The following is a 21,659-nucleotide window of genomic DNA, read 5'->3' on the forward strand; positions in this document are numbered from 1 at the left end:
TTTTGCTCTGAGATATGGTGAGTGGGAGGCTAATGGGTTTATACATTGGCCTGCATATCTTTTTGCTCCTATTATCTCTATTCCAGTTTTCATTCGCCTTGGTTTATATCGAGCTGTGATTAGGTATATAGGGAATAAGGCTCTCTGGACCGTAGTTAAAGCGGTGACTTTAGCTGTGCTGATTTGGGCAACTGTAGTGCATCTTCTTGGGCTTCCGCAAACAGTTCCTAGGTCTGTAATTTTAATTTATTGGTTTGTGGCTATCGTTGCTGTGGGCGGTAGCCGAATGTTAGCCAGATGGCTTATTTTGCATCAATTTCCAGGTGGGGAGCAGAAGGCTAAAAAAGAATCTGAGCGAGTACTTATTTATGGTGCAGGTTCCGCAGGTCGGCAGTTGGCAACAGCTCTTTATCACTCCAAGGAATTTAGTGCGCTTGCATATATTGATGATGATTTAAAATTATCGGGTCTAGATGTAAATGGTGTTCGTGTATATCCATCATCTGAGATAGAGTTGTTAATTGAGCGCTTCGATATCGATTCTGTCCTTTTAGCTATCCCTTCTGCTTCTCGGCAGGCAAATAAGAAAATTGTTGATAGCCTAAGCACTTATCATGTTAAGGTGCTTACGCTACCAGGTTTATCTGATATTGCAGGCGGCAAAGTCAGCGTCAGTGATGTTCGTGAAGTTGATATTTCAGACTTACTGGGTAGAGATGAGGTCGAACCAAATCAATCTTTACTTGATGCATGTATTAAACAAAAGGCCGTCATGGTGACTGGGGCTGGTGGTTCTATTGGTTCGGAGTTATGTCGCCAAATTTTAAAGCAGGCTCCTAAGCGACTTGTTTTGTTTGAGCAGTCTGAATTTGCTCTATATTCAATCGAACGTGAAATTAAATCCTCTTATGACTCTATCGAGTTGGTCGCAGTTTTGGGTTCGGTTACCGATCAGGACCACTTAGAGAAAGTGATGATGCAGTTTAATGTTGATACTGTATATCACGCTGCAGCATACAAGCATGTACCTTTAGTTGAAGGAAACAATATTCCTGGGCTTCGAAATAATGTTTTAGGAACTTGGCGTTGCGCAGAAGCTGCAGTTGCCTCAAATGTTGAAAACTTTGTTTTGATTTCAACGGATAAGGCTGTGAGACCTACCAATGTTATGGGGGCAAGTAAGCGCTTAGCTGAGCTTGTTCTGCAGGGGTTGAGTGAGAGAGAAGGGGATTCAATTCGTTTCACTATGGTGAGATTTGGTAATGTGCTTGGCTCCTCTGGCTCTGTTATTCCTTTATTTAAAGAACAGATAAAGCAAGGTGGTCCAGTTACAGTAACTGATCCCGACATTACTCGATATTTTATGACGATACCTGAAGCAGCCTCATTGGTTATTCAAGCTGGTTCAATGGGCGATTCCGGTGAGGTGTTTGTGCTTGATATGGGAGAGCCGGTTAAAATTTATAATCTTGCTAAGCAGATGATAAATCTTACAGGTTTGTCTGTGCGCAGCGCTCAAAATCCGTCAGGTGACATAGAGATTGTATTTACGGGTCTTAGAGATGGCGAAAAGCTCTATGAGGAGCTGCTGATCGGTGATGATGTGGTTCGTACGGACCATTCAATGATTATGCGTGCTCAAGAGGTTAAGTTGCCTTGGGGTGAGTTGGTACAGGTACTTGATCGTTTATCCTCAGCCATAGATTGTTATGACCATGCTCTAATCAGAGATATTTTGTTAGCTAACGTGAATGGTTACAACCCGCAGCATGAGATTCGTGATCTTATGTTTATTGAGCCGGTTAAATCGGCCTAAACAAAGAAAGGGTGTTGCAGGAGTTTTCTGTATGAGAAATGGTGGGCCTAGCAGGACTCGAACCTGCGACCGATCGATTATGAGTCGAGCGCTCTAACCAACTGAGCTATAGGCCCTAAGAAGGGTGCCCATAATACCGATATGGTTTCATGGGCACAAGAGTTTGATTTAAAAGAATTTACTATTCGTCCAGGAAACCGCGTAGGTGCTCAGAGCGGCTTGGGTGACGTAGTTTACGTAGCGCTTTCGCTTCGATCTGACGGATACGTTCACGTGTTACGTCGAACTGTTTACCCACTTCTTCAAGTGTGTGGTCTGTATTCATCTCTATACCAAAGCGCATACGAAGTACTTTGGATTCGCGTACGGTCAGGCCTGCTAGTACTTCACGAGTTGCTTCACGTAAGCCTTCGCCTGTTGCTGAATCAACAGGGGAGGAAATAGTTACGTCTTCAATGAAATCGCCCAAGCTTGAATCTTCATCATCACCGATTGGTGTCTCCATGGAGATCGGCTCTTTGGCAATCTTAAGTACCTTGCGAACTTTGTCTTCAGGCATTTCCATGCGTTCAGCAAGTTCTTCAGGTGTAGCTTCGCGCCCCATTTCCTGAAGCATCTGGCGAGAGATGCGGTTCAGTTTGTTGATTGTCTCGATCATGTGCACTGGGATGCGGATTGTACGTGCTTGGTCGGCAATCGATCGTGTAATCGCCTGGCGAATCCACCATGTAGCGTAAGTAGAGAACTTGTAGCCGCGGCGGTATTCAAACTTATCAACAGCTTTCATCAAGCCGATGTTGCCTTCCTGGATCAGATCTAGGAACTGCAGGCCTCGGTTGGTGTATTTCTTAGCGATAGAGATTACAAGACGTAGGTTGGCTTCTACCATCTCTTTCTTGGCGCGACGTGCTCGAGCTTCACCGATCGACATGCGACGGTTAACTTCTTTGATCTCGGCTAGGCTGATGCCAGTAGTAATTTCTGCTTGGATTAGTTTCTTTTGGGCGCGTTTAAGCTCAATCAGATTGGTTTTGATCGCGCGAGAGTAATCAGAACCGGAATCGATAACTTCTTTAAACCAATCTGGGTTTGTTTCGTTACCAGGGAATTCTTTGATGAACGTCTTACGTGGCATTTTGGCACGTTGTGTGCAGATACGCATGATAGTACGTTCTTGCTTGCGAATGTCGTCGATAGTATCGCGAACTTGTCCGACAATTGCTTCGTAATAACGTGGAGATAATTTGATCGGAGCAAAAGCTTCGCTGAGTAGCTCTTGAGCTGAACCAAACTCCTTGCTGTCACGACCTTGTTTTTCTAGAGCTAGGTGAAGGGCGTCGAAGTGCTCTGTAATTAAGCCAAAGCGGCGAGCGGCTTCTTCTGGGTCTGGACCTTTCTCTTTTTCGTCGTCCTCGTCGTCCTCGTCGTCTTCTATTTCGGCATCTGGATCCGTAATAGTCGCTGTCGGGATTTCTTCATCATCGTCTGCATCGATGTAACCACTGAAAATGTCGCTTAAGCGACCTTCCTCTTCAACGGTTAATTTGTATGCTTCAAGGATGGCATCAACAGTGCCAGGGAAGCAGGCTACGGCAGACATTACTTCTCGTAGGCCTTCTTCAATGCGTTTTGCAATGCTGATCTCGCCTTCACGAGTTAAAAGCTCAACAGTACCCATTTCACGCATATACATGCGCACTGGATCGGTTGTACGGCCAGCATCTGACTCTACTGCTGCTAGCGCTGCAACGGCTTCTTCGTCGGCATCATCAGCTGAATCACCTTCGGTCATCAGTAGTGTTTCAGCATCGGGTGCTTCTTCAGACACGGAAATACCCATGTCATTGATCATGCGGATGATATCTTCAACCTGATCTGGATCGGCAATATCCTGCGGTAGGTGGTCATTTACCTCAGAGTAGGTTAGGTAACCCTGCTCTTTGCCGCGGGCGATCAATTCCTTAAGGCGAGACTGCTGTTGCTGAGAAGTATCGGACATAGGACCCTGACTAGAAAAAGTGGATGAAAATCGAGCAGGCCATTATAGCGATGTAGTTAGCAACATGCTAGGGAAAAGGCTTTGCAAGCTAGAGACTGTCATCTGTTAAAAATAGACTGTTTTTCAGCGACTTGCCGAAAATTCAGTAGTTTATGATGCTATATATGGTGATTGGTAGTTTGTTTTTCAAGGGGAGAGATGTTGAAACTGTTATAAGGTTTGCTAAGAGCGGTAATTGGTAGCTTAGGTCTTGCTGGTTGTCTTTAGTTGATTAAGTTGTTGCATAGATTCAACTAGTTTTATTTTCTCTTCTTTGGAAAGGGTGTGCTTCTTCTGCAGAAGGGAGATCTCTTGTTCTAATGCCTTTAGTGTTAGACCATGTTGAGCATCTTTAAGGTAGGCTCGGGCGATCTCTTCGGAAGTGATTTCTAAAGAGGTGGAGATTTCATAAAGTTCAACGATCGTTTGCGAAAGGGTTTCATCTTCACGCCAATCGACAACCAGTTGTCCAAGTGATGCGGTTGGGTTTTGTTCGTAATAGGTCACTAACTGAGCCAGAAGCTGAGAATTTACGTCTGTGTTGCTCTTGAGTGCTTCAGGAAATTGGTGCTCTGACGCCAGTTGCGGATAGTGAAGTAATAGGGCGATCAGTTTCTGTTCGAAAGACAGTTCGCTGCTATTGTTGCGAGGGCTGCGAAATTGTTTCTTCCTTGGTTGGTATTGGGTGCTTTCATGGCTATGGGCTTCGTAGCTATGACCTTCGTTGCTATAATCGGCATAGTCGTAGGGTTGCGAATCTTCATAGTTTGATGATTCAGAGTAGTCGTACTCTGAAACTGCAGCGGGGGCTGGTGTATGTGTTTGTACTGACTCGTGAAAGTTAACCGTAGTTTGAATCTGTTCAAGCGAAAGGTTGGTTAATTCACAAATTCGGTCGAGCATCATCTGCTGCAACAAACTCGGTTTCATTGAGTTTATTGCAGGTAGTACTTCTGTACTGAATCTAGCACGACCATCCATGCTGTTTAGGTCAGCTTGTTCAGAGTGGCTACTAAAGAAAAACTCGGAAAGTGGTAAAGCGCTATCTAGTCGCTCCGTGAAGGCGAGAGTTCCTTCTTGGCGTACTAGGCTGTCCGGATCTTCGCCGTCAGGTAAGAAGAGAAAGCGTGCTTCTTTTCCATCTTCGATAACCGGAAGCGTTGTTTTTAGTGCGCGCATCGCGGCTTCTCGCCCAGCATTATCACCATCGAAGCAGAATATAACTTCAGGGACGAGTTTGAATAGTCTTTCTAAGTGTTGCGCAGTTGTTGCTGTACCTAGTGTTGCTACAGCATAGTGAATGCCAAACTGTGCGAGGCCAACTACATCCATATAGCCTTCAACAATGATTAAGCGTTCAAGCTTGTTACTGTGCTTGCGTGCTTCATAAAGCCCGTAAAGTTCTCTGCTCTTATGGAAAGTCGGCGTTTCGGGGGAGTTTAAGTATTTTGGTTTGTCATCGCCCAGTACGCGCCCACCAAAACCTATTGTACGGCCTCTTTGGTCTCGAATAGGGAACATTATTCGATTGCGAAAGCGATCATAATGACTATCACGATCTTCGTTGTGTATCAGTAGTCCGGCTTCTTCTAATAGCTTTTGATCTGCATCGCTTTTGCCTAGGTGCTTAAGAATGTTATCCCAGCCAGAAGGGGCAAAACCGATGGAGAATGCTTTTGCTGCTTGGCCTGTCAATCCTCTGGTTTGCAAATAATTGACGGCATCTTGTCGCGTGTGGTGGCTTTTAAGCTGATCTTCATAGAATTGAGCGGCTTCAGCTAATAAATCGTATAGCTTTTTAAGTTGCTGCTCTTTTTCGCGCTGTTGGGGATTGTCATCTTTAGGCACTTCCATGCCCGCGGCTTTGGCGAGTTCTTCAACAGCTTCAGGGAAATTTAGATTTTCGTATTCCATTAAAAAGCTAATGGCATTTCCGCCAGCGCCGCAGCCGAAGCAGTAATAAAACTGTTTTTCTTGGTTTGCGCTAAAAGAAGGTGTTTTTTCTTTATGGAATGGACAGAGGCCTGAGTAGTTCTTTCCAGCGCGCTTTAGTTTTTGGACACGACCGTCTAGCACATCAATAATATTGATGCGGGCAAGCAGGTCGTCAATAAAGCTTTGGGGTATACGTCCGGCCATTATCGTTGCAGCTGAAAAGGTCTCAGCGGCAGTTTAACTGGATAATTGAGACTTGACGAGTTTGGATACTGTTCCCATATCGGCGCGACCTTGGATTTGAGGTTTAAGGATTCCCATAACCTTGCCCATGTCTTGCATGGATTGTGCGCCGGATTGCTCTGCAGCTTGTTTAACGAGGTCTGCAACTTCCTCATCAGTTAGCGGTTGCGGCAGGAAAGTTTTAATCACCTCCAGCTCCTGTCGCTCAGCATCTGCAAGATCCATGCGTGCCGCTTCTTCAAATTGCGAAATCGAGTCACGGCGCTGCTTAGACATTTTGTCTAGCACCGCCAGTACTCTAGTGTCATCCAGTTCAATGCGTTCATCTACTTCGATGCGCTTTAGTTCGGCTAGCATCATGCGAATAGTTTTTAGGCGCTCTTTTTCTTTAGCGCGCATTGCAGCTTTCATCTCATTAGTGATTTGCTGCTTCAACTCGGACATGACTAACCTTCCTCTGGATGGGATCTAAATCGCGTGGATTAGTATAGGCGAACGCGACGAGCGTTTTCGCGAGATACTTTTTTAGCGTGACGTTTTACAGCTGCTGCTGCTTTACGCTTACGAACAGATGTTGGCTTCTCGTAAAATTCGCGACGACGAACTTCAGCTAGAATACCTGCTTTTTCGCAAGAACGTTTGAAACGACGCAGAGCTACATCAAATGGCTCGTTTTCTTTAACTTTTACAGCTGGCATGTTTGAACAAACCTTAAATTGTTTAGTTAATCCACAAAATTATCTCGCCAAAAAACAGACGGTTTTATGGCAAGGCGCAAAATTCTATTCGTTTCACTTACTGAAGTAAAGCAGATAATCGGTTTGTTGGGTATTTTCGGTGCAGGTTTGAAGGGGGGCAGGTATAATAGCCGTCATCATGTTAGTGAAGTGAGTAAACGATGCGCGTACTGGGGATTGAAACCTCTTGTGATGAAACAGGAGTAGCCATTTATGACAGTGAAAAGGGTCTGCTTGGTGATGCTTTATATAGTCAGGTGAAAATGCACGCTGAGTACGGTGGTGTAGTACCAGAATTGGCTTCCCGTGACCATGTACGTAAGTTGTTGCCTTTATTGGACGAGACTTTTGCCAAAGCAGGCCTTCAAAAAGGGGATGTAGATGCTGTTGCTTATACATCCGGACCAGGTCTTATCGGAGCGTTAATGGTTGGTGCTTCAACAGGCCGGGCTATTGCATTGGCATGGGGTAAGCCGGCAATTGGTGTGCATCATATGGAAGGTCATTTACTCGCGCCAATGCTGGAAGAGAATCCACCAGAATTTCCGTTTGTAGCGTTGCTGGTTTCCGGTGGGCATACCCAACTCGTTCGTGTTGATGGTATTGGTCAATACGAGTTATTAGGGGAGTCTTTAGATGATGCCGCGGGTGAGGCTTTTGATAAAGCAGCAAAAATGCTCGGTTTGGATTACCCGGGTGGGCCGCTAATTGCTAAGCACGCACAACAGGGTGATCGTCAACGTTTTCGTTTTCCTCGTCCAATGACTGACAGGCCGGGCATGGATTTTAGTTTCTCTGGTTTAAAGACCTTTACATTAAATACAGCTAACGATCATCGAGACGCCGACGGCAATATTGATTCTCAAACGGTATGTGATATTGCTGCTGCATTTGAAGAAGCGGTTGTTGATACTTTGGCAATTAAGTGTCGCCGTGCTTTGCAGGCTACTGGTTTTAAACAACTGGTGATTGCGGGCGGTGTAAGTGCTAACCAGCGTTTGCGCGAGCGCCTAGAAGTCATGGTTGAGAAAGAAAAGTCGGAGCTGTTTTATGCCCGTCCTGAGTTTTGTACAGACAATGGCGCGATGATTGCGTTTGCTGGTTGTCAGCGTTTGCTGGCTGGACAGCAAAGTGATCTGGTTATTACTACTAAGCCTCGTTGGCCTTTAGACACACTCGATTCTATTTAAAGTCTAGGTTCTTCACCGTTTAGTAACTTTTTAATATTTTTGCGGTGGCTATAAAGGAGTAATAGGCAAAGGATGGTGAGAGGAAGCGAGTAGCTTGGAGCGATTATCCATGTGAAAACTGGAGTTATTAGTGCCGCGGCAATTGAGGCTAGTGAGGAGATCTTGCTAAGCGATACCGTAATCACCCAGATGGTTAACTGTATAATTGCGATGGGCCAATAAAGCGCGATACAAGCACCAAATGCTGTTGCAACGCCTTTACCGCCTTTCAATGGCGAAAAAATAGGAAAAATATGTCCGGCTACAGCAGCAAGCAAACAGTAAGACAGTTCTGTTTGCGAAATCTGCAAAAGTAGCCCAAGGCATAATGCTGCAAAGCCTTTGCTAATATCGCCTAGGAGAGTAAAAAAGGCCGCTTTTCTAGAACCAATTCTGAGCACATTGGTTGCCCCGGGATTACCAGAGCCTCGTTGGCGAGGGTCTGGAAGGTTGAGTGCACGACAAACTAGCACTGCTGTGGGTATAGAACCCAGCAGGTAAGCTAGAAAAATTAGCCCGAAGGCCATTGTTGCCGATTCGGTCATTCGATATCCAAAGGTTGAGTATGGATTTAGTTTACATTCGAGAGTTAGAAGTTGAAACGATTATAGGTATCTATGATTGGGAAAGAGAGATTCGTCAACGCATAAATCTTGATTTGGATATGGGTACTGATATCCGTCAGGCAGCCAATACTGAAGATGTTGATAATACGCTTAACTATAAAACGGTGTCAGATCGATTGATTGAATTTATAGAGCAGAGTGAATTTCAGTTAGTCGAAACCATGGCTGAGCAGATTGCTGAGATCGTGATGACTGAATTCGGTGTGAAATGGCTGCGTTTACGTTTAGGTAAACCGGGTGCTGTGCCGCAGGCAAAAGATGTTGGTGTTATCATCGAGCGCGGAGTTCGTAGTTAAGATGGCTCAAGTCTATGTCAGTATTGGTAGTAATATCGATAAAGAACATTATATCTCGCAAGCGCTGGATGCCTTGTATAAGCATTTTGGCGAGCTGAGTATATCTAGTGTGTATGAGAGTGAAGCGGTAGGGTTTGTAGGGGATAACTTCTATAACCTAGTTGCCGGTTTCGTTACTGATTTGCCATTAGCTGAACTATCTCCGTTACTGAAAAATATAGAAGATGATAATGGTCGTTGCCGCAAGGGGCCGAAATTTAGCGGTCGTACCCTCGATATCGATATTCTTACTTATGATGATTTAGTCGGTGTACATCATGGGGTGCAATTACCCCGAGATGAAATTACTAAGAATGCTTTTGTCTTGTGGCCCTTGGCTGAGATAGCAGCAGAGGTGCCTCACCCTGAGATGGGTGTGACATATTTAGAAATGTGGTCTGATTATGATAAGGATCGGCAGCAGTTGTGGCCGATCGACTTTCTATGGCAAGGCCGGTCATTACCTTGCGTGTTTTAAGCTTTAAAAAAGTTAGTGGCTGAATAAGGATTTACCGCCATCTACCGCAAGCACTTGGCCGGTAATATATTCTGCAGAGGCAAGAAATACTATTGCTTGTGCTATATCTTCCGGTGAGCCTATACGATTCAGTAGCGTCTTATCCAGAATGCTTTGCTTCTGATCTTCTTCTAGTTCTTGTTCTGGCCATAAAATTGCGCCGGGTGAAACGCCGTTAACTCTTACCTCGGGTGCTAATTCTTTAGCCAGGGACTTAGTCATCATCTCTAAACCCGCTTTTGCAATTGAATAAATTGGATAGCCGGGTAGCCCACGTTGTGAGTGAATATCGATCATATTGATAATGCAGCCATGGTTTTGGCGAAGTAATTTGCTTAGTGAGGCTGCCAGGAAGTAGGGGGCACGAAGATTGGAATTTATTAAGTCGTCCCATTGCTCTTGAGTGCTTTGTTCGATGGGCGTTGGGTAGAAGGATGAGGCATTATTAACCAGTAAATCGAGTTTGCCGAACTTAGCCTTTAAATCTTCAGCTAATTGTTCGACTTGTTGCATGCGGTTCAGGTCTGCAGAAAAGATAAAAGCACTGTTCGGGCGTAAATGGTTTAGCTTTTCTTGTAGCGCTTCGGCTGCTTTAGTTGAGTCTCGGTAGTGAATGGCTACAGTATATCCAGCTTCGTGCAACGTTGAAGCTGTTGTTGCGCCAACTCTACGTGCACCGCCAGTTATTAGTGCCACTTTTATTGCAGTAGTGTTGGTGTTCATTTGATGCCCTTCAGTGATCTTGATTGCATATATCAAGGCGTAGACGCTGTATCTCTTTGCCCAATTCAGGCCCTTTAAAACCTTGCTTGATCAGGTTGGCAGGCTGAATTTGGTTTATAGAATCTAATATTCCAGCTAGTGATTTATAGTCAGGTTCTGAGTGCAGAGCATCTACACAGATCAATAGTTTTTCTAAGCGCTGTGGTCGGCGAATCAGGTCAAGGGCTTGGATAGTCTGCAGTTTGTCTTCTGCAGATAACTTATCGAATTGACTAAGGTTCTTGTGCTGTTGTTGGCACTGTGAAGCCAATTCTTTTACTGATTTTTGCGTTCTTAATCGATCGCAAAAAGCGGTCAGCACTATCTCATTATCCAGAGCGGTCAAGCAGGCAAACCGGCAATCTGCATCCTTAGCTGTTTGTGTTGAGCGAATAAAGTTTGTAGCCCAGTCTGGTTTCGATATTGCATTTTTTAGCTCAGGAAGAACTTTTTGTATCGCTTCTGTTTTTTGCAGCAGCTCTAAGAATACCCATGGAGAAGGTTCGGTTAATGCGCGTTCGAACTCTTTCCATACCCTTTCAGGGGTCAGGTGTTCTAACTCATCGCCTTTAGCTAACTCCCTCATTAATGCTAAGGTTTCATCAGCTACGCTAAACCCTAGATGATGGTAGCGCGCGGCAAAACGTGCCACACGCAAAACACGAAGTGGGTCCTCTGAAAATGCCGGGGATACGTGACGTAAGATTTTTTGGTTTAAATCTTCCTGGCCCTTGTAGGGATCATGGATTATGCCTTGATTGTCCATTGCCATAGCATTAATGGTCAGATCTCGGCGAAGAAGGTCTTCTTCCAAGGTTATTGCTTTATCGGCGTTATATTCAAAGCCGGTATAGCCTTTGCCTGATTTTCTTTCTGTTCGCGCTAGTGCATATTCTTCACCCGATTGGGGGTGAATAAACACGGGGAAATCTTGACCTACAGGTTGAAAGCCTTGTTCGATCATCTCTTGAGGGCTGGAGCCCACAACCACCCAGTCCTTATCGTAAACAGGGAAGTCTAATAGCTTATCTCTAACTGCGCCGCCAACTAAGTAGATCTTCATTAAGCTATTTCACACAGGTCTGGTTGTTCTACGCGCCATGCTTCAAATCCACCATTGATGCTATAGACTTCATCAAATCCTTGTTCAACTAGGAATTGAGCGGCTTGTTGGCTGCTTATGCCGTGATAGCAGCATACGAGTAGAGGCTTATCCATGTCGGCTGAAGCTATATAGTCATGTAGATTTTCATTACTAAGATTGTAAGACCCACTAATGTGGCCTTGAGCAAAACTGTTAGGATCTCGAATGTCGGCAACCTGAGCACCGTCTTTGATCAACGCTGCTGCTTTTGGAGAATCTATACACTCAAATTGACTCATAAAAGTTACCTGTTGCTTAAATAAGTTGATGTCGGAGGTGGCTTTGGTTTTTTGCCTTGTGCGGGAACGCTAAACAGTTGATGGTCTTCTATGCGAAGAGCGGTTAATCTGTTGCCCCAAACACAGCCTGTATCAAGCGCAAAGACATGCTCAGCATCGGCATTACCCTCCAACGCTGCCCAATGGCCAAATAGAATACGAATTTCGTTTTCTGCCGGATCTTTACGTGGAACTTTAAACCAAGGCTGGTAGCCTTCGGGTTGTGATGCGAGTGAGCCTTTGGCTGAGAAATCTAATTGCCCTTCAGTGCTACAAAAGCGCATGCGTGTTAGATAGTTCGTAATAAGGCGTAAGCGTTCCCAGCCACTTAAATCAGAGCTCCAAAGATCGGGTTTGTTGCCATACATGTGGTTGAAAAAGTTTTTAGCTTGGTTGCTTTGCAGAACTTTTTCTACTTCTTTTGCTCGTTTGCGTGCTTTACGAATAGTCCAACAAGGCGGAATGCCTGCGTGAACCATTACCACGTTAAGTGATTTGTCATGCGCGAGTAGCTTTTGCTGACTTAGCCAATGCATTAGCTCAATACGGTCTGGAGCTTCTAATATTTCATCCAGAGTATCGCTGCGCTTGGGGCTTGTTGCGCCATAATGGACGGCAAGTAGGTGTAAATCATGATTGCCCAAGACGCAGGTTGCTTGCTCGCCTAAATCGCGAAGGAATCTTAAGGTTTCTAGCGATTTAGGTCCGCGATTAACTAGGTCACCAGCAATCCATAAATGGTCGCTGTGAGTAAAGTTAATAGTTTTAAGTAGGGCTTGTAATTCGTCGTAGCACCCTTGGATGTCGCCAATCGCATAGGTCGCCATACTGGTTGCCTGTGTTTAGTGCAATGCGTTAGGTCTTGCTAGAGTGAATGCTGCAATAGGTGCTTTAAATTGAGTGCCTTCATCGGTGCTCATCTCATAGTGGCCTTGCATGCTGCCGACGCTGGTGGCTAATACTGCACCGCTTGTATAGGTGTAACTCGATTCTGGATCAATCACAGGTTGTTCGCCAACAACGCCTTCACCCTGAACTTCTTGGATGTGCTGGTTACCATCGGTAATTAGCCAATGACGGTTAAGAAGCTGGACCGGCATATCATTATGATTGGTGATCGTAATTTTGTATGAAAAAACAAAGCGTTTGCTGTCTGGATCAGATTGTTGGGCCAGATAGTTGGTTTCTACGTCGATATTGACGTTGTTACCTAGGTCTATAGTTTCCATAAATGCCTTATTTAACCTTTCTGATCTGTAAGGTAGTTACTAATGCGAACAAAGTCTGAGATAGGAAGCTTTTCAGGTCGTAAGCCAGGATCGATGCCGATATCTTCTAGCGCATCTGCAGATAGTAAAGGTTTTAAATTATTACGTAGCGTTTTACGGCGCATATTGAATGCCGTGCGAACAACGGTTTCAAATTGTGAAACATCTTTGGCTACGTGAGGTAACTCACGGTAAGGCGTAAGCCTAATGATCGCTGAGTCTACTTTAGGAGCGGGGTTAAATGCGCCTGGAGGTACGACAAACAGTGACTCAACTTTGCAGTAGTACTGCGCCATAATACCTAATCGACCGTAATTGTTTTCCCCAGGTCCAGCAGCCATGCGATCAACTACTTCTTTTTGCAACATGAAGTGCATATCTTCTACTTGCTCAGCATGACTCAGTAGATGGAATATTAGCTGAGTGGATATGTTGTATGGAAGGTTGCCTACAATACGCAGCCTCTTTTCTCCTTTTTGTAGCTGGGAGAAATCAAACTTCATAGCGTCCGCTTCATGAATGCGGAATTTGTCACCGTAGTTGAAGAACTTGGTGCGTAAGATCGGAGGAAGATCTCTATCTAGCTCAATTGCATCAAGTTCACCTGCTTCGCTCAGCAGCTCTTCTGTCAGTGCGCCTAACCCGGGGCCAATCTCTACTAGTTGATCTGATTCATGAGGTGCAATAGATCGAATAATGCGACGAATCACGCCGTGATCGTGCAAAAAGTTTTGCCCGAAACGCTTGCGGGCTTTGTGTGCTACTGGTTTTTTAGTCATGAATCAGTTCGTAGTTTGATTGCGGTGGGTGGCCATGATGCCAGCGTATTCAATCGCGGTCATTAGGCTACCTGAGTCGGCAGTTCCAGTTCCTGCAAGATCCAATGCAGTACCATGATCTACCGAGGTGCGAATAATAGGCATGCCGAGCGTAATATTCACAGCTTTGCCAAAGCCTTTGTATTTTAGCACTGGAAGGCCTTGGTCGTGGTACATGGCTAGTACGGCATCTGCTGTAGCAAGGTACTTATCTGTGAATAGTGTATCAGCTGGCCAAGGGCCACTGAGAGTTATGCCTTTTGCTCTGAGTTTATCTAGTGTAGGTTCAATGACTTCAATCTCTTCACGACCTAAGTGGCCACCTTCGCCAGCATGCGGGTTGAGACCGGTGACTAGGATGTTGGGCTCTTTGATGCCAAAGCTGTTTACTAGATCGTGATGTAATACTTCAATTACTTCAGTGAGTAATTTGGGTGTAATCGCATCGGCAATGTCCCGAAGGGGAAGGTGGGTTGTTGCTAATGCAACTTTTAACCCTTCGGTGGCTAACATCATGACGACTTTATTGGTTTCTGTTAGTACTTCAAGAAACTCGGTGTGGCCGCTAAAAGGAATACCTGCATCATTAATAATGCCTTTATGCACAGGAGCTGTGATCAAAGCGTCACAAGTTCCATTGAGGCAGGCTTGTGTCGCTAGTGTTAGCGTTTCTAGCACATAAGGTGCGTTATCACTATTAAGCTCACCAGGAATCGCTTCAGCTTTGAGTGAAATCGGAACTACCTTTAGAGTTCTTGCGGGCGTTGGCGACGGCGGAAGCTCTGGGTCGAACTGTTCAATCGATATCGGCAGTTGCAGTTGTTCCGCGCGTTTGCGTAGTAGTTCAGGATCTGCAAATGCAACCAATTCATGGTTATGGCCCTGTTGCGCTATTTGAATGCACAGGTCGGGGCCAATGCCAGAGGGCTCACCAGGGGTGATTGCTAATCTATTGATACCCAATCAATCACTCCTTAATGTCGACGTAGGCCTGAGAGCGAATCTCGCGTAACCAGTTAGTTAATTCTTCGTTGTACTTGCGTTTGCGGATAGCTGCGCGAGCCTGATTTTCTTGCATCTGAGCGCCGAGGTCTTCTGTGCGCGTATCTAAGACCGTCAAAATATGCCAGCCAAAGCGTGATTCAAAAGGAGCTGATACTTGCCCAATACCAGTATTGTTCATCACTTGTTCGAATTCTGGCACCATTTGGCCGTCCTGCGTCCAGCCTAAAGAGCCTCCTTCAGAGCCACTTGCTGGGTCGTCACTATACTCTTTGGCTAATGTGGCAAAATCTTCGCCAGATTGTATGCGTTGGTATAACTGGGTTATTTGGCGTTTAGCCTGCTCAGATGTGCGAATCTCACTTGGCTTGAGCAAAATGTGACTAACTAAGCGTTGAGGCACTAGTTGTACGGCACCACCGCGCTTATCCTTCGCCAAAAGAATATGGAAGCCACTTGGAGATCGTACTGGTTTGCTGAAAGCGCCAGGAGATAGTTTACGAATCGCATTACCTAGTACTTCTGGTAGTTCGTTTACCTTTCTCCAGCCTAAATCACCGCCTTTAAGAGCGTTAGGGGCATCGGAAAACTCTACGGCCATTTCAGCGAAATCGGCACCGGACTTTAGCTTTTTGAAGACTTCATTGGCTTCTCGCTCCGCTTTCTGAATTGCCTCAGGGGATGCTTGGGATGGCGTAGCAAGAAGAATGTGTCCGAGGAGATACTCTGCTGACGTCTGTTCCTGACCGCTAGCTGAGTTTAGGAAATTTTCTAATTCCTGCTCGGATACGCGGATTCTTCGGTTAACAAGGTTTTGCTGTACATTGGAGATCAGCATCTCGTTGCGGATCTGCTCTCGAGCTTGATTATAATCTCGACCTTCGGCAATTAGAGCATCGCGGAATTGATCTAAAGTAAGGCTGTTCTGAGCAGCGATCCGTGCAATGGCTGCATCAAGCTGCCCTTCTGTTACTCGAATGCCTTGTCTGGCAGCCAATTGCTTTTGGATGCTGTCGATAATCAGGCGGTTTAAAACCTGTTTATGTAAAATTTGCTCCGGTGGTAGTTTGGTATTCCGGGCGCTTAGTTGCTCTTTGACTATAGCAGTGCGCTGTGCCAATTCACTTTGCATAATTATGCCGTCATTGACAACGGCAGCAACTCGATCCAGTGGGATTTCCGCAGCCAGTGTTGCTTGCGATGTTGGAATCAGTAGTCCGAATACAGCTGCAGAAAATAGTATCTTGCGAAGCTTATTTGTCATTGTGCTCTTCACGCTCTTCATAACCAATAATGTCATTTAGGAAGCCATTGCTGCCGCTACCAAATGATCCAAGCCCTTTTAGGGTGAAATTCAGGAACATGCCTGTATCGTAATTGTCTTTATCGTCTAGCCAGCGGCGACCGGCAAAGCTGACTTTCCAGCAGCAGCTTTCGTATTCGAGGCCTAATGCTGATTCTAGGTTATCGTTTTCTTCAATATCATGTAACCAGCGACCCATTGCAGTCCAGCTGCCACTTAAAGGCCAAATGAATGATAAGTCTGTCTGCTTACGAGTGTCTTCTTCATAACGGTAACTGAAGTCAAACCGATGATCTAGGTCGCTGTTATAACGTAAGCGCAGGTTTGATTCAGTATTGCTGAAATCATTGTTATCTAAGATCGCATCGAAGCTAGCGCGGAAGTTTTGGTTTAGATACCAAACTGCTTCAGTCGCAATATCGCTCTGACCTTCAGATGAATCTGGTGATGCAGGATCTAGCTGTACTTTTCGGTCGGCAAAATAGTAGGCTTGACCAATGCTCAGGCTGCCTTTCTCGTTGCCATCTTTTCCATAAAAGCGGCTGGCGAGTCCAAGTGAGATCTGTTTGGCATCTCCGACTCTATCCTTACCGCTAAAGCGGTTGTGGCGGAATAGGGCGTTATAGTTAAAGTCAGGCTCTGATGTATCGAAGTCAGGGATTTCATCCTGATCTTCTTCTGGCACGTATAAACCGTAAATTCGTGGTTCTAATGTTTGTGTGCCGCCGCTACTAAGTGCTCTTTCGAAAATTACAGTGCTATCTAGGCTGAGGATGGGTACGTTGACGCTTGGGCTCTCGCCTAGGCCTGATAGCTGATTATCTAAACTGTAACTGCTGCTCCATAGTGATAGTTCCGGTTTGATGTAACCCCAAGGAGCTTGCCATAGATAATTGATGGTCGGCATTAAGAAACGGCGGTCACCAATAATTCGATCACGACCGGTTAATCCTGATAAGTCTCTATCGAATTGAGTATATTCGGCAATGTACTTAAATTCGCCGGCATCTCCGAACGTGTTCTCGCCCTTCAGAGTCAGTTGCGGCAGGCGTTTGTAAGGTGATTTACTATTGTTATCGATGGTTTGATAATCATGAACGCGTGCTCTAAAACTCCAGTTGTTCTGGCTGTAAGTGATGTCCGCACGTTGGTCTAAGTGATCTTGACGGCTTACTTCTAGGTTAGTATCCAAATCTTCGAAATAATCATCATCACTTACTGCACTGAAATCAATGTTTGTGCGCCACCTTTCTGCAGGGCTGCCTTTGTGATCTATACCAAGTAACCATCTGTCATCGTTAAATGATTTGTCACTAGATAAGTAAGCGGTATTTAATGTGTTGCTAGACCACTTGTTCATATGGCGGAATTCGTTTTCTAGCAATAGCCCCCGATCTGACATGTAGCGAGCTGTCAGGGTGTCGTCCATGTTTGGCGCGATATTAAAGTAATAAGGCACCGCAAGATCTAAGCCTCCATCAGTGCTATATCCAATGCTTGGGTAAAGGAAGCCTGATTTGCGTCGATTATCGATTGGGAATGTAAAGTAAGGAGCATAGAATATAGGCACTCCGCCTACGCGGATAACAGTGTCTTCTGCCTTACCAATGCCCTCGTTTTGATTCAGGACAATACTGTCTGCTTCAAGTTTCCAGGCATCACTAAAAGGAGGGCAATAGGTGTAATCGCCATTCTCAATTCGGAGGCGCTCATCTTCAAGGCGGATAATGCGATCTGCTGAACCCCTGAAACCATCCTCATGTACAACATATTGAGCATTATTGAAAATTGCTTCTGAATTGCTTGTGTCGATTTGCGCGCTATCACTTAGCATTAGCAACCCAGTTTCACGGAACTTAACGTTACCTTCAAGACGGGCCTTGTTGGTTACTTGGTCTAATTCTGCAGAGCTAGCGCTTAGTCGGCGCCCACCTTGACGCATGGTCACGCCACCCTGTAAACGGCTTAGCCCGCCGATGATTGTAGATGACTGGTCAGCCTCGAGGTATAGCGGAGGATTTTCTAGGTGTTCATCGCCTGCAATTGGGTAGCTAGGTTCTAAATAACGCCCGGCACATTGTTGACCTTGAGGGTTCTTGTAATAAGCCCAATCCAAATGCGAGTATGGGTTTTCGGTATTATACAGTGGTTCAGATGAGCCACTACGTTGCTGTGATTGAGGAAGACTAAGCGCGTGTATGTTGACTTTGTGACAATCCCAATCGCCGCTTGGGCTCGTGCCACACTGCCATTCGCTTCCAATCACTTCGGCTGTTTGTATAGGCTGGTGAGTAACGACAGCTGGAACGGTGGTTTGTACGTTCGTTTGCGTAGGTGGTTCAATCGCTAGCTGAGGTTGCTGCTTTGCTTGTTCGATCTCATCGTTACAGAGCCATTCACCATTTGTCCCAGCAACACAGTCCCAAACACCGTTGTTTGTAGCTTTTGCTTTTACACTTGGGCGGATTTGATCTGTAACAGGTGCCGAAACAACGTTTTCTTGTCTAACCCGAGGGATCGGTGCTGCTTGAGCAGGTGTGGCTGTTTTAATTTCTACAGGTGCAACTTGAGAACCAGGCGTTGATGAAACAGGTTCTTGGGCAACTGATTCTTGAGGCGTTTGTTTGGTCGCTTCGGTTTGATTGACCAGCTCTTCATTCACAGAGCAATCCCATTCGCCATCTTTGGTCATGCTGCAACTCCAAGCCATCTCTTGTTCAGATGGTTTGTTTTCTGCAGTCGCATAGCTAGATACTAATGCAGCACTAATGGCTAACGTTAGTGAATATGTCGATCGTTTGGCGAAGGGCATCAAATACTAAATCCGTTTCAGCGGTTCCGAAGAATTCGGTTGTGGCCGAACCTCAGTGAAATTAAGCATAAGGGGCAGAATGATAAATCATTCTAGGCAGTGAGTGTAGAGTTCTGCCGGGTTTTTGTTGAGAGTTAAGAATTAATGATTAGCGAATGAATTAATGATCCCCGCTACCTTTTTGGGTTATCTGGGTGTCATAATAGCTTGTTACAGCATGTAGATGGTTTGTGGGGCGTATTTAGATGGATCTGAGGTATACAGATTTAAAAGAGTGGTTGTTGGAAATTTTGCCAGGATTTTCGGGGTTTGATAGTCAAAATTGGCAGCTCGAAACTGTATCAGGTGATGCCAGCTTTCGGCGTTATTTTCGAGCAATATCCGGTGAAAATACTTGGATAGCTGTGGATGCCCCGCCAGAAAAAGAAGACAGTCGTCCATTTATAGAGGTGGCGACTGCATTGGAACGAACGGGTGTTTCTGTGCCGCATATTCACAATCATGATCTGTCTAAAGGCTTTATGCTTCTTGGTGATTTTGGTGATGATCTTTATCTAGATCAGCTTTCAGATGAAAGTGTTGATGGTTTGTATGACGAAGCTTTAAAGACCTTGTTGTTGATGCAGGGCTGCCAGCCTGCTCGGGGTAAAGAGTTACCTTTGTATGATGAAGCGCTACTTCGTCGAGAAGTTGGGTTGTTTCGAGAATGGTTTGTGGAAAAATTACTGGGCAAAAAGTTGAATGATGAGGCGCAGCGCTTAGTATCTTTTCTATTTGACTATCTGATTGATTCCGCCTTAGAACAGCCGAAAGTTTTCGTTCATCGAGATTATCATTCGCGAAATATTATGTATCGCAAGGATTTGGCACCAGGGATTATCGATTTTCAGGATGCAGTTGAGGGGCCTGTTACATACGATTTAGTGTCTTTGTTACGAGACTGCTATATCGATTGGCCGGATGAAAAGGTCTATGGCTGGGTCGAGGGATACAGGCAGGATTTGATCGCTAACGGTCAAAATATGCCTGATAGTGTTTATTTTAAGCGTTGGTTTGATCTGATGGGTGCTCAGCGTCACCTTAAAGCTATAGGGATTTTTGCGCGTTTACACATACGTGATGGCAAGTCTGGTTATTTAGCTGATATACCTAGAACCTTGAATTATCTTATTACCGTGGCCGCTAAAGTTGAGGAGTTAAAGCCGGTTGCGGGATGGATGGTATCGGAATTGCTGCCAGCGATGCGTAACAGTGAACATTTTTCTGACACGGTTTTGGATAATTGGATTGTGTCATGAAGGCGATGATCTTAGCCGCCGGCTTAGGTACCAGAATGCGTCCTTTAACGCTGAAAACGCCTAAGCCGCTCTTAAAAGTCGCCGACCGAGCTTTGATTGAATATCACATTGAGCGTTTGGTGCGCGCTGGCATTAAAGAAATAGTGATTAATCATGCTTGGCTTGGTGTTCAAATAGAGGAGTATTTAGGGGATGGCTCTAAATACGGCGTTTCAATCCAATATTCTGCTGAAACTGAGCCTTTAGAAACGGCGGGCGGTATTCGTAAGGCATTGTCGTTGTTGGCAGCTGGTGGAGAAAAACAGTTCTTGCTGGTTAATGGTGATGTCTTTACAAATTACCCATTTGAGGCGTTGTTGACTGATTCTGATGAGTCTCATCTAGTATTGGTGCCGAATCCAGAGCATAACCCTAATGGTGATTTTGGGTTGCAGCAGGGATATGTGAATAGTGATGATAAAATAGGTTATACCTTCAGTGGAATTAGTCGCTTATCTATTGAGATGTTTGAAGGTATCGCGTTAGATGAGAAAGCCCCATTGGCACCGTTACTCAGAGAGCAAATGGCCGAAGGGAAGGTTTCAGGTGAGTTGTTCGAGGGTTTTTGGGCAGATATCGGTACACCTGAAAGATTAGATGAGATAAATAGATTAGTTTTGGGGAATCAAATTAATGGCCTTTGATGCACAAGAGGCGGGCGCGCAATTAGGATCAGGCGTTAAGCGGTATTCTACTTCTATATTACTGGGTGCAGCGGTAGGTTTGTTCTCTGGTGGCTTCTGGGGGCTGATATTTGGTGGGTTTGTCGGTTACTTGATAAGTAGAGCGCTTACCAAAGCGGTTGCTGCAGTTAATCCTCAAGAGGCTTTCTTTAAAGCAACGTTTTCCGTTATGGGGCGTATTGCGAAAGCAGATGGGCGTGTCACAGAAGATGAGATTCAATTTGCGCGAAATGTAATGACCCAAATGCGCTTAACCGATGAGCGTAAGCGCGAGGCGATTGATCTTTTTACTCAGGGGAAAAGTGAAGACTTTGAATTTAGTAAAACAGTAAAGCCGCTTGCGATCCTTTTGCGTCACCGACCTACGGTCAAATTGATGTTTATTGAAATTCAATTGCAGGCCGCGATGGCGGATGGTGAAGTAAGCGCGCCAGAACTAAAAATTATCGAAGAGCTCTGTCATCTACTGGAATTTGGTGCGGATAGTGTTGAAGAGGTGATCGCTCGCGTCAAAGCGCAGCGAGATTTTTATCGACATGGTCAGGCTGGTGTTGATGCTGCAGTGCTGTTGAAAGATGCTTATGCGGTTTTAGGTGTGGATGAAAGCGCATCTGATGCTGAAGTGAAAAAAGCTTATCGCCGGCAGATGAGTCAACATCATCCAGATAAGTTGGTTTCTAAGGGTTTGCCAGAAGAGATGATCGAATTGGCCAAAGAGAAATCCCAAGAAATTCAGGCTGCCTATGAGCGAATAAAGGCAGCACGAAAATAAGCGC

21 protein-coding genes and 1 tRNA gene are annotated in these 21,659 nt (G+C 45.2%); 7 read left to right on the plus strand and 15 right to left on the minus strand.

All coding sequences use genetic code 11. From position 1 onward, the window contains the following. Positions 1 to 175: 175 nt before the first annotated feature. A complete protein-coding gene (locus ACMXYW_RS02850) occupies positions 176 to 1,816 on the plus strand; it encodes a polysaccharide biosynthesis protein (protein WP_415905154.1) in 1,641 nt (546 codons plus the stop codon). Between the two features lie 39 nt (positions 1,817 to 1,855). Here the strand turns inward: ACMXYW_RS02850 and ACMXYW_RS02855 are convergent. From ACMXYW_RS02855 to rpsU, 5 genes are all read right to left on the minus strand, one after another. Then, positions 1,856 to 1,932, minus strand: a tRNA-Ile gene (locus ACMXYW_RS02855). 65 nt (positions 1,933 to 1,997) lie between these two features. Next, positions 1,998 to 3,815, minus strand: coding sequence for an RNA polymerase sigma factor RpoD (rpoD, locus tag ACMXYW_RS02860; RefSeq protein ID WP_415905155.1), 1,818 nt, complete (start codon positions 3,813 to 3,815; stop codon positions 1,998 to 2,000). Between the two features lie 243 nt (positions 3,816 to 4,058). After that, on the minus strand, positions 4,059 to 5,993 hold the full coding sequence (gene dnaG, locus ACMXYW_RS02865) for a DNA primase (RefSeq protein ID WP_415905156.1): 1,935 nt from the start codon (positions 5,991 to 5,993) through the stop codon (positions 4,059 to 4,061). A 33-nt stretch (positions 5,994 to 6,026) separates the two neighbouring features. After that, positions 6,027 to 6,476 carry a GatB/YqeY domain-containing protein gene (locus tag ACMXYW_RS02870; RefSeq protein ID WP_415905157.1) on the minus strand — a complete coding sequence of 150 codons (450 nt, stop codon included), beginning with the start codon at positions 6,474 to 6,476 and terminating at the stop codon, positions 6,027 to 6,029. 38 nt (positions 6,477 to 6,514) lie between these two features. Then, positions 6,515 to 6,730 (minus strand): 30S ribosomal protein S21, encoded by a 216-nt coding sequence (rpsU, locus tag ACMXYW_RS02875; protein ID WP_275814767.1) that lies wholly within the window; start codon positions 6,728 to 6,730, stop codon positions 6,515 to 6,517. 200 nt (positions 6,731 to 6,930) lie between these two features. Here rpsU and tsaD point away from each other — a divergent pair, with 200 nt between their 5' ends. Next, positions 6,931 to 7,959, plus strand: coding sequence for a tRNA (adenosine(37)-N6)-threonylcarbamoyltransferase complex transferase subunit TsaD (gene tsaD / locus ACMXYW_RS02880; protein ID WP_415905158.1), 1,029 nt, complete (start codon positions 6,931 to 6,933; stop codon positions 7,957 to 7,959). Here tsaD and plsY read toward each other — a convergent pair. Then, complete coding sequence (gene plsY / locus ACMXYW_RS02885; protein ID WP_415905159.1) at positions 7,956 to 8,543, minus strand: glycerol-3-phosphate 1-O-acyltransferase PlsY; 588 nt, start codon at positions 8,541 to 8,543, stop codon at positions 7,956 to 7,958. The two genes, tsaD and plsY, sit on opposite strands and share 4 nt — an antisense overlap. 20 nt (positions 8,544 to 8,563) lie before the next feature. On the opposite strand from plsY, the gene folB reads away from it, so the two are divergent. Both folB and folK read left to right on the plus strand, forming a co-directional pair. Continuing rightward, a complete protein-coding gene (gene folB, locus ACMXYW_RS02890) occupies positions 8,564 to 8,920 on the plus strand; it encodes a dihydroneopterin aldolase (RefSeq protein ID WP_415900121.1) in 357 nt (118 codons plus the stop codon). 1 nt (position 8,921) lies between these two features. Continuing rightward, on the plus strand, positions 8,922 to 9,437 hold the full coding sequence (folK, locus tag ACMXYW_RS02895; protein WP_415905160.1) for a 2-amino-4-hydroxy-6-hydroxymethyldihydropteridine diphosphokinase: 516 nt from the start codon (positions 8,922 to 8,924) through the stop codon (positions 9,435 to 9,437). Positions 9,438 to 9,449: 12 nt separating this feature from the next. Here folK and ACMXYW_RS02900 read toward each other — a convergent pair whose 3' ends face one another. The 9 genes from ACMXYW_RS02900 to ACMXYW_RS02940 are packed head-to-tail and all read right to left on the minus strand — an operon-like array spanning position 9,450 to position 18,863. After that, on the minus strand, positions 9,450 to 10,199 hold the full coding sequence (locus ACMXYW_RS02900; protein WP_415905161.1) for a pteridine reductase: 750 nt from the start codon (positions 10,197 to 10,199) through the stop codon (positions 9,450 to 9,452). A 10-nt stretch (positions 10,200 to 10,209) separates the two neighbouring features. Beyond that, on the minus strand, positions 10,210 to 11,301 hold the full coding sequence (locus tag ACMXYW_RS02905; RefSeq protein WP_415905162.1) for a hypothetical protein: 1,092 nt from the start codon (positions 11,299 to 11,301) through the stop codon (positions 10,210 to 10,212). Further along, entirely contained in the window at positions 11,301 to 11,621 is a 321-nt protein-coding gene (glpE, locus tag ACMXYW_RS02910) for a thiosulfate sulfurtransferase GlpE (protein ID WP_415905163.1), read from the minus strand. Before glpE ends, ACMXYW_RS02905 begins: the two co-directional genes overlap by 1 nt. Positions 11,622 to 11,626: 5 nt before the next feature. Further along, the gene (locus ACMXYW_RS02915) at positions 11,627 to 12,487 is read right to left on the minus strand and encodes a symmetrical bis(5'-nucleosyl)-tetraphosphatase (RefSeq protein ID WP_415905164.1); all 861 of its coding nucleotides are present in this window, start codon (positions 12,485 to 12,487) and stop codon (positions 11,627 to 11,629) included. Between the two features lie 15 nt (positions 12,488 to 12,502). After that, a complete protein-coding gene (apaG, locus tag ACMXYW_RS02920) occupies positions 12,503 to 12,889 on the minus strand; it encodes a Co2+/Mg2+ efflux protein ApaG (RefSeq protein WP_415886989.1) in 387 nt (128 codons plus the stop codon). Between the two features lie 11 nt (positions 12,890 to 12,900). After that, the gene (gene rsmA / locus ACMXYW_RS02925; protein WP_415905165.1) at positions 12,901 to 13,707 is read right to left on the minus strand and encodes a 16S rRNA (adenine(1518)-N(6)/adenine(1519)-N(6))-dimethyltransferase RsmA; all 807 of its coding nucleotides are present in this window, start codon (positions 13,705 to 13,707) and stop codon (positions 12,901 to 12,903) included. 3 nt (positions 13,708 to 13,710) lie between these two features. Then, a complete protein-coding gene (gene pdxA, locus ACMXYW_RS02930; protein ID WP_415905166.1) occupies positions 13,711 to 14,709 on the minus strand; it encodes a 4-hydroxythreonine-4-phosphate dehydrogenase PdxA in 999 nt (332 codons plus the stop codon). Between the two features lie 4 nt (positions 14,710 to 14,713). After that, positions 14,714 to 16,012, minus strand: coding sequence for a peptidylprolyl isomerase (locus ACMXYW_RS02935; RefSeq protein ID WP_415905167.1), 1,299 nt, complete (start codon positions 16,010 to 16,012; stop codon positions 14,714 to 14,716). Next, a complete protein-coding gene (locus tag ACMXYW_RS02940; RefSeq protein ID WP_415905168.1) occupies positions 16,002 to 18,863 on the minus strand; it encodes an LPS-assembly protein LptD in 2,862 nt (953 codons plus the stop codon). The genes ACMXYW_RS02935 and ACMXYW_RS02940 overlap by 11 nt, the downstream gene beginning before the upstream one ends. A gap of 245 nt (positions 18,864 to 19,108) precedes the next feature. Here ACMXYW_RS02940 and ACMXYW_RS02945 point away from each other — a divergent pair, with 245 nt between their 5' ends. The 3 genes from ACMXYW_RS02945 to djlA are packed head-to-tail and all read left to right on the plus strand — an operon-like array spanning position 19,109 to position 21,655. Continuing rightward, positions 19,109 to 20,161, plus strand: coding sequence for an aminoglycoside phosphotransferase family protein (locus tag ACMXYW_RS02945; protein ID WP_415905169.1), 1,053 nt, complete (start codon positions 19,109 to 19,111; stop codon positions 20,159 to 20,161). Continuing rightward, a complete protein-coding gene (gene murU, locus ACMXYW_RS02950; protein ID WP_415905170.1) occupies positions 20,158 to 20,844 on the plus strand; it encodes an N-acetylmuramate alpha-1-phosphate uridylyltransferase MurU in 687 nt (228 codons plus the stop codon). The genes ACMXYW_RS02945 and murU overlap by 4 nt, the downstream gene beginning before the upstream one ends. After that, positions 20,834 to 21,655 carry a co-chaperone DjlA gene (gene djlA / locus ACMXYW_RS02955; protein WP_415905171.1) on the plus strand — a complete coding sequence of 274 codons (822 nt, stop codon included), beginning with the start codon at positions 20,834 to 20,836 and terminating at the stop codon, positions 21,653 to 21,655. The genes murU and djlA overlap by 11 nt, the downstream gene beginning before the upstream one ends. Positions 21,656 to 21,659: the final 4 nt, after the last annotated feature.

This window comes from Neptuniibacter sp. QD48_55, from assembly GCF_047778115.1.
GTDB lineage: Bacteria > Pseudomonadota > Gammaproteobacteria > Pseudomonadales > Balneatricaceae > Neptuniibacter.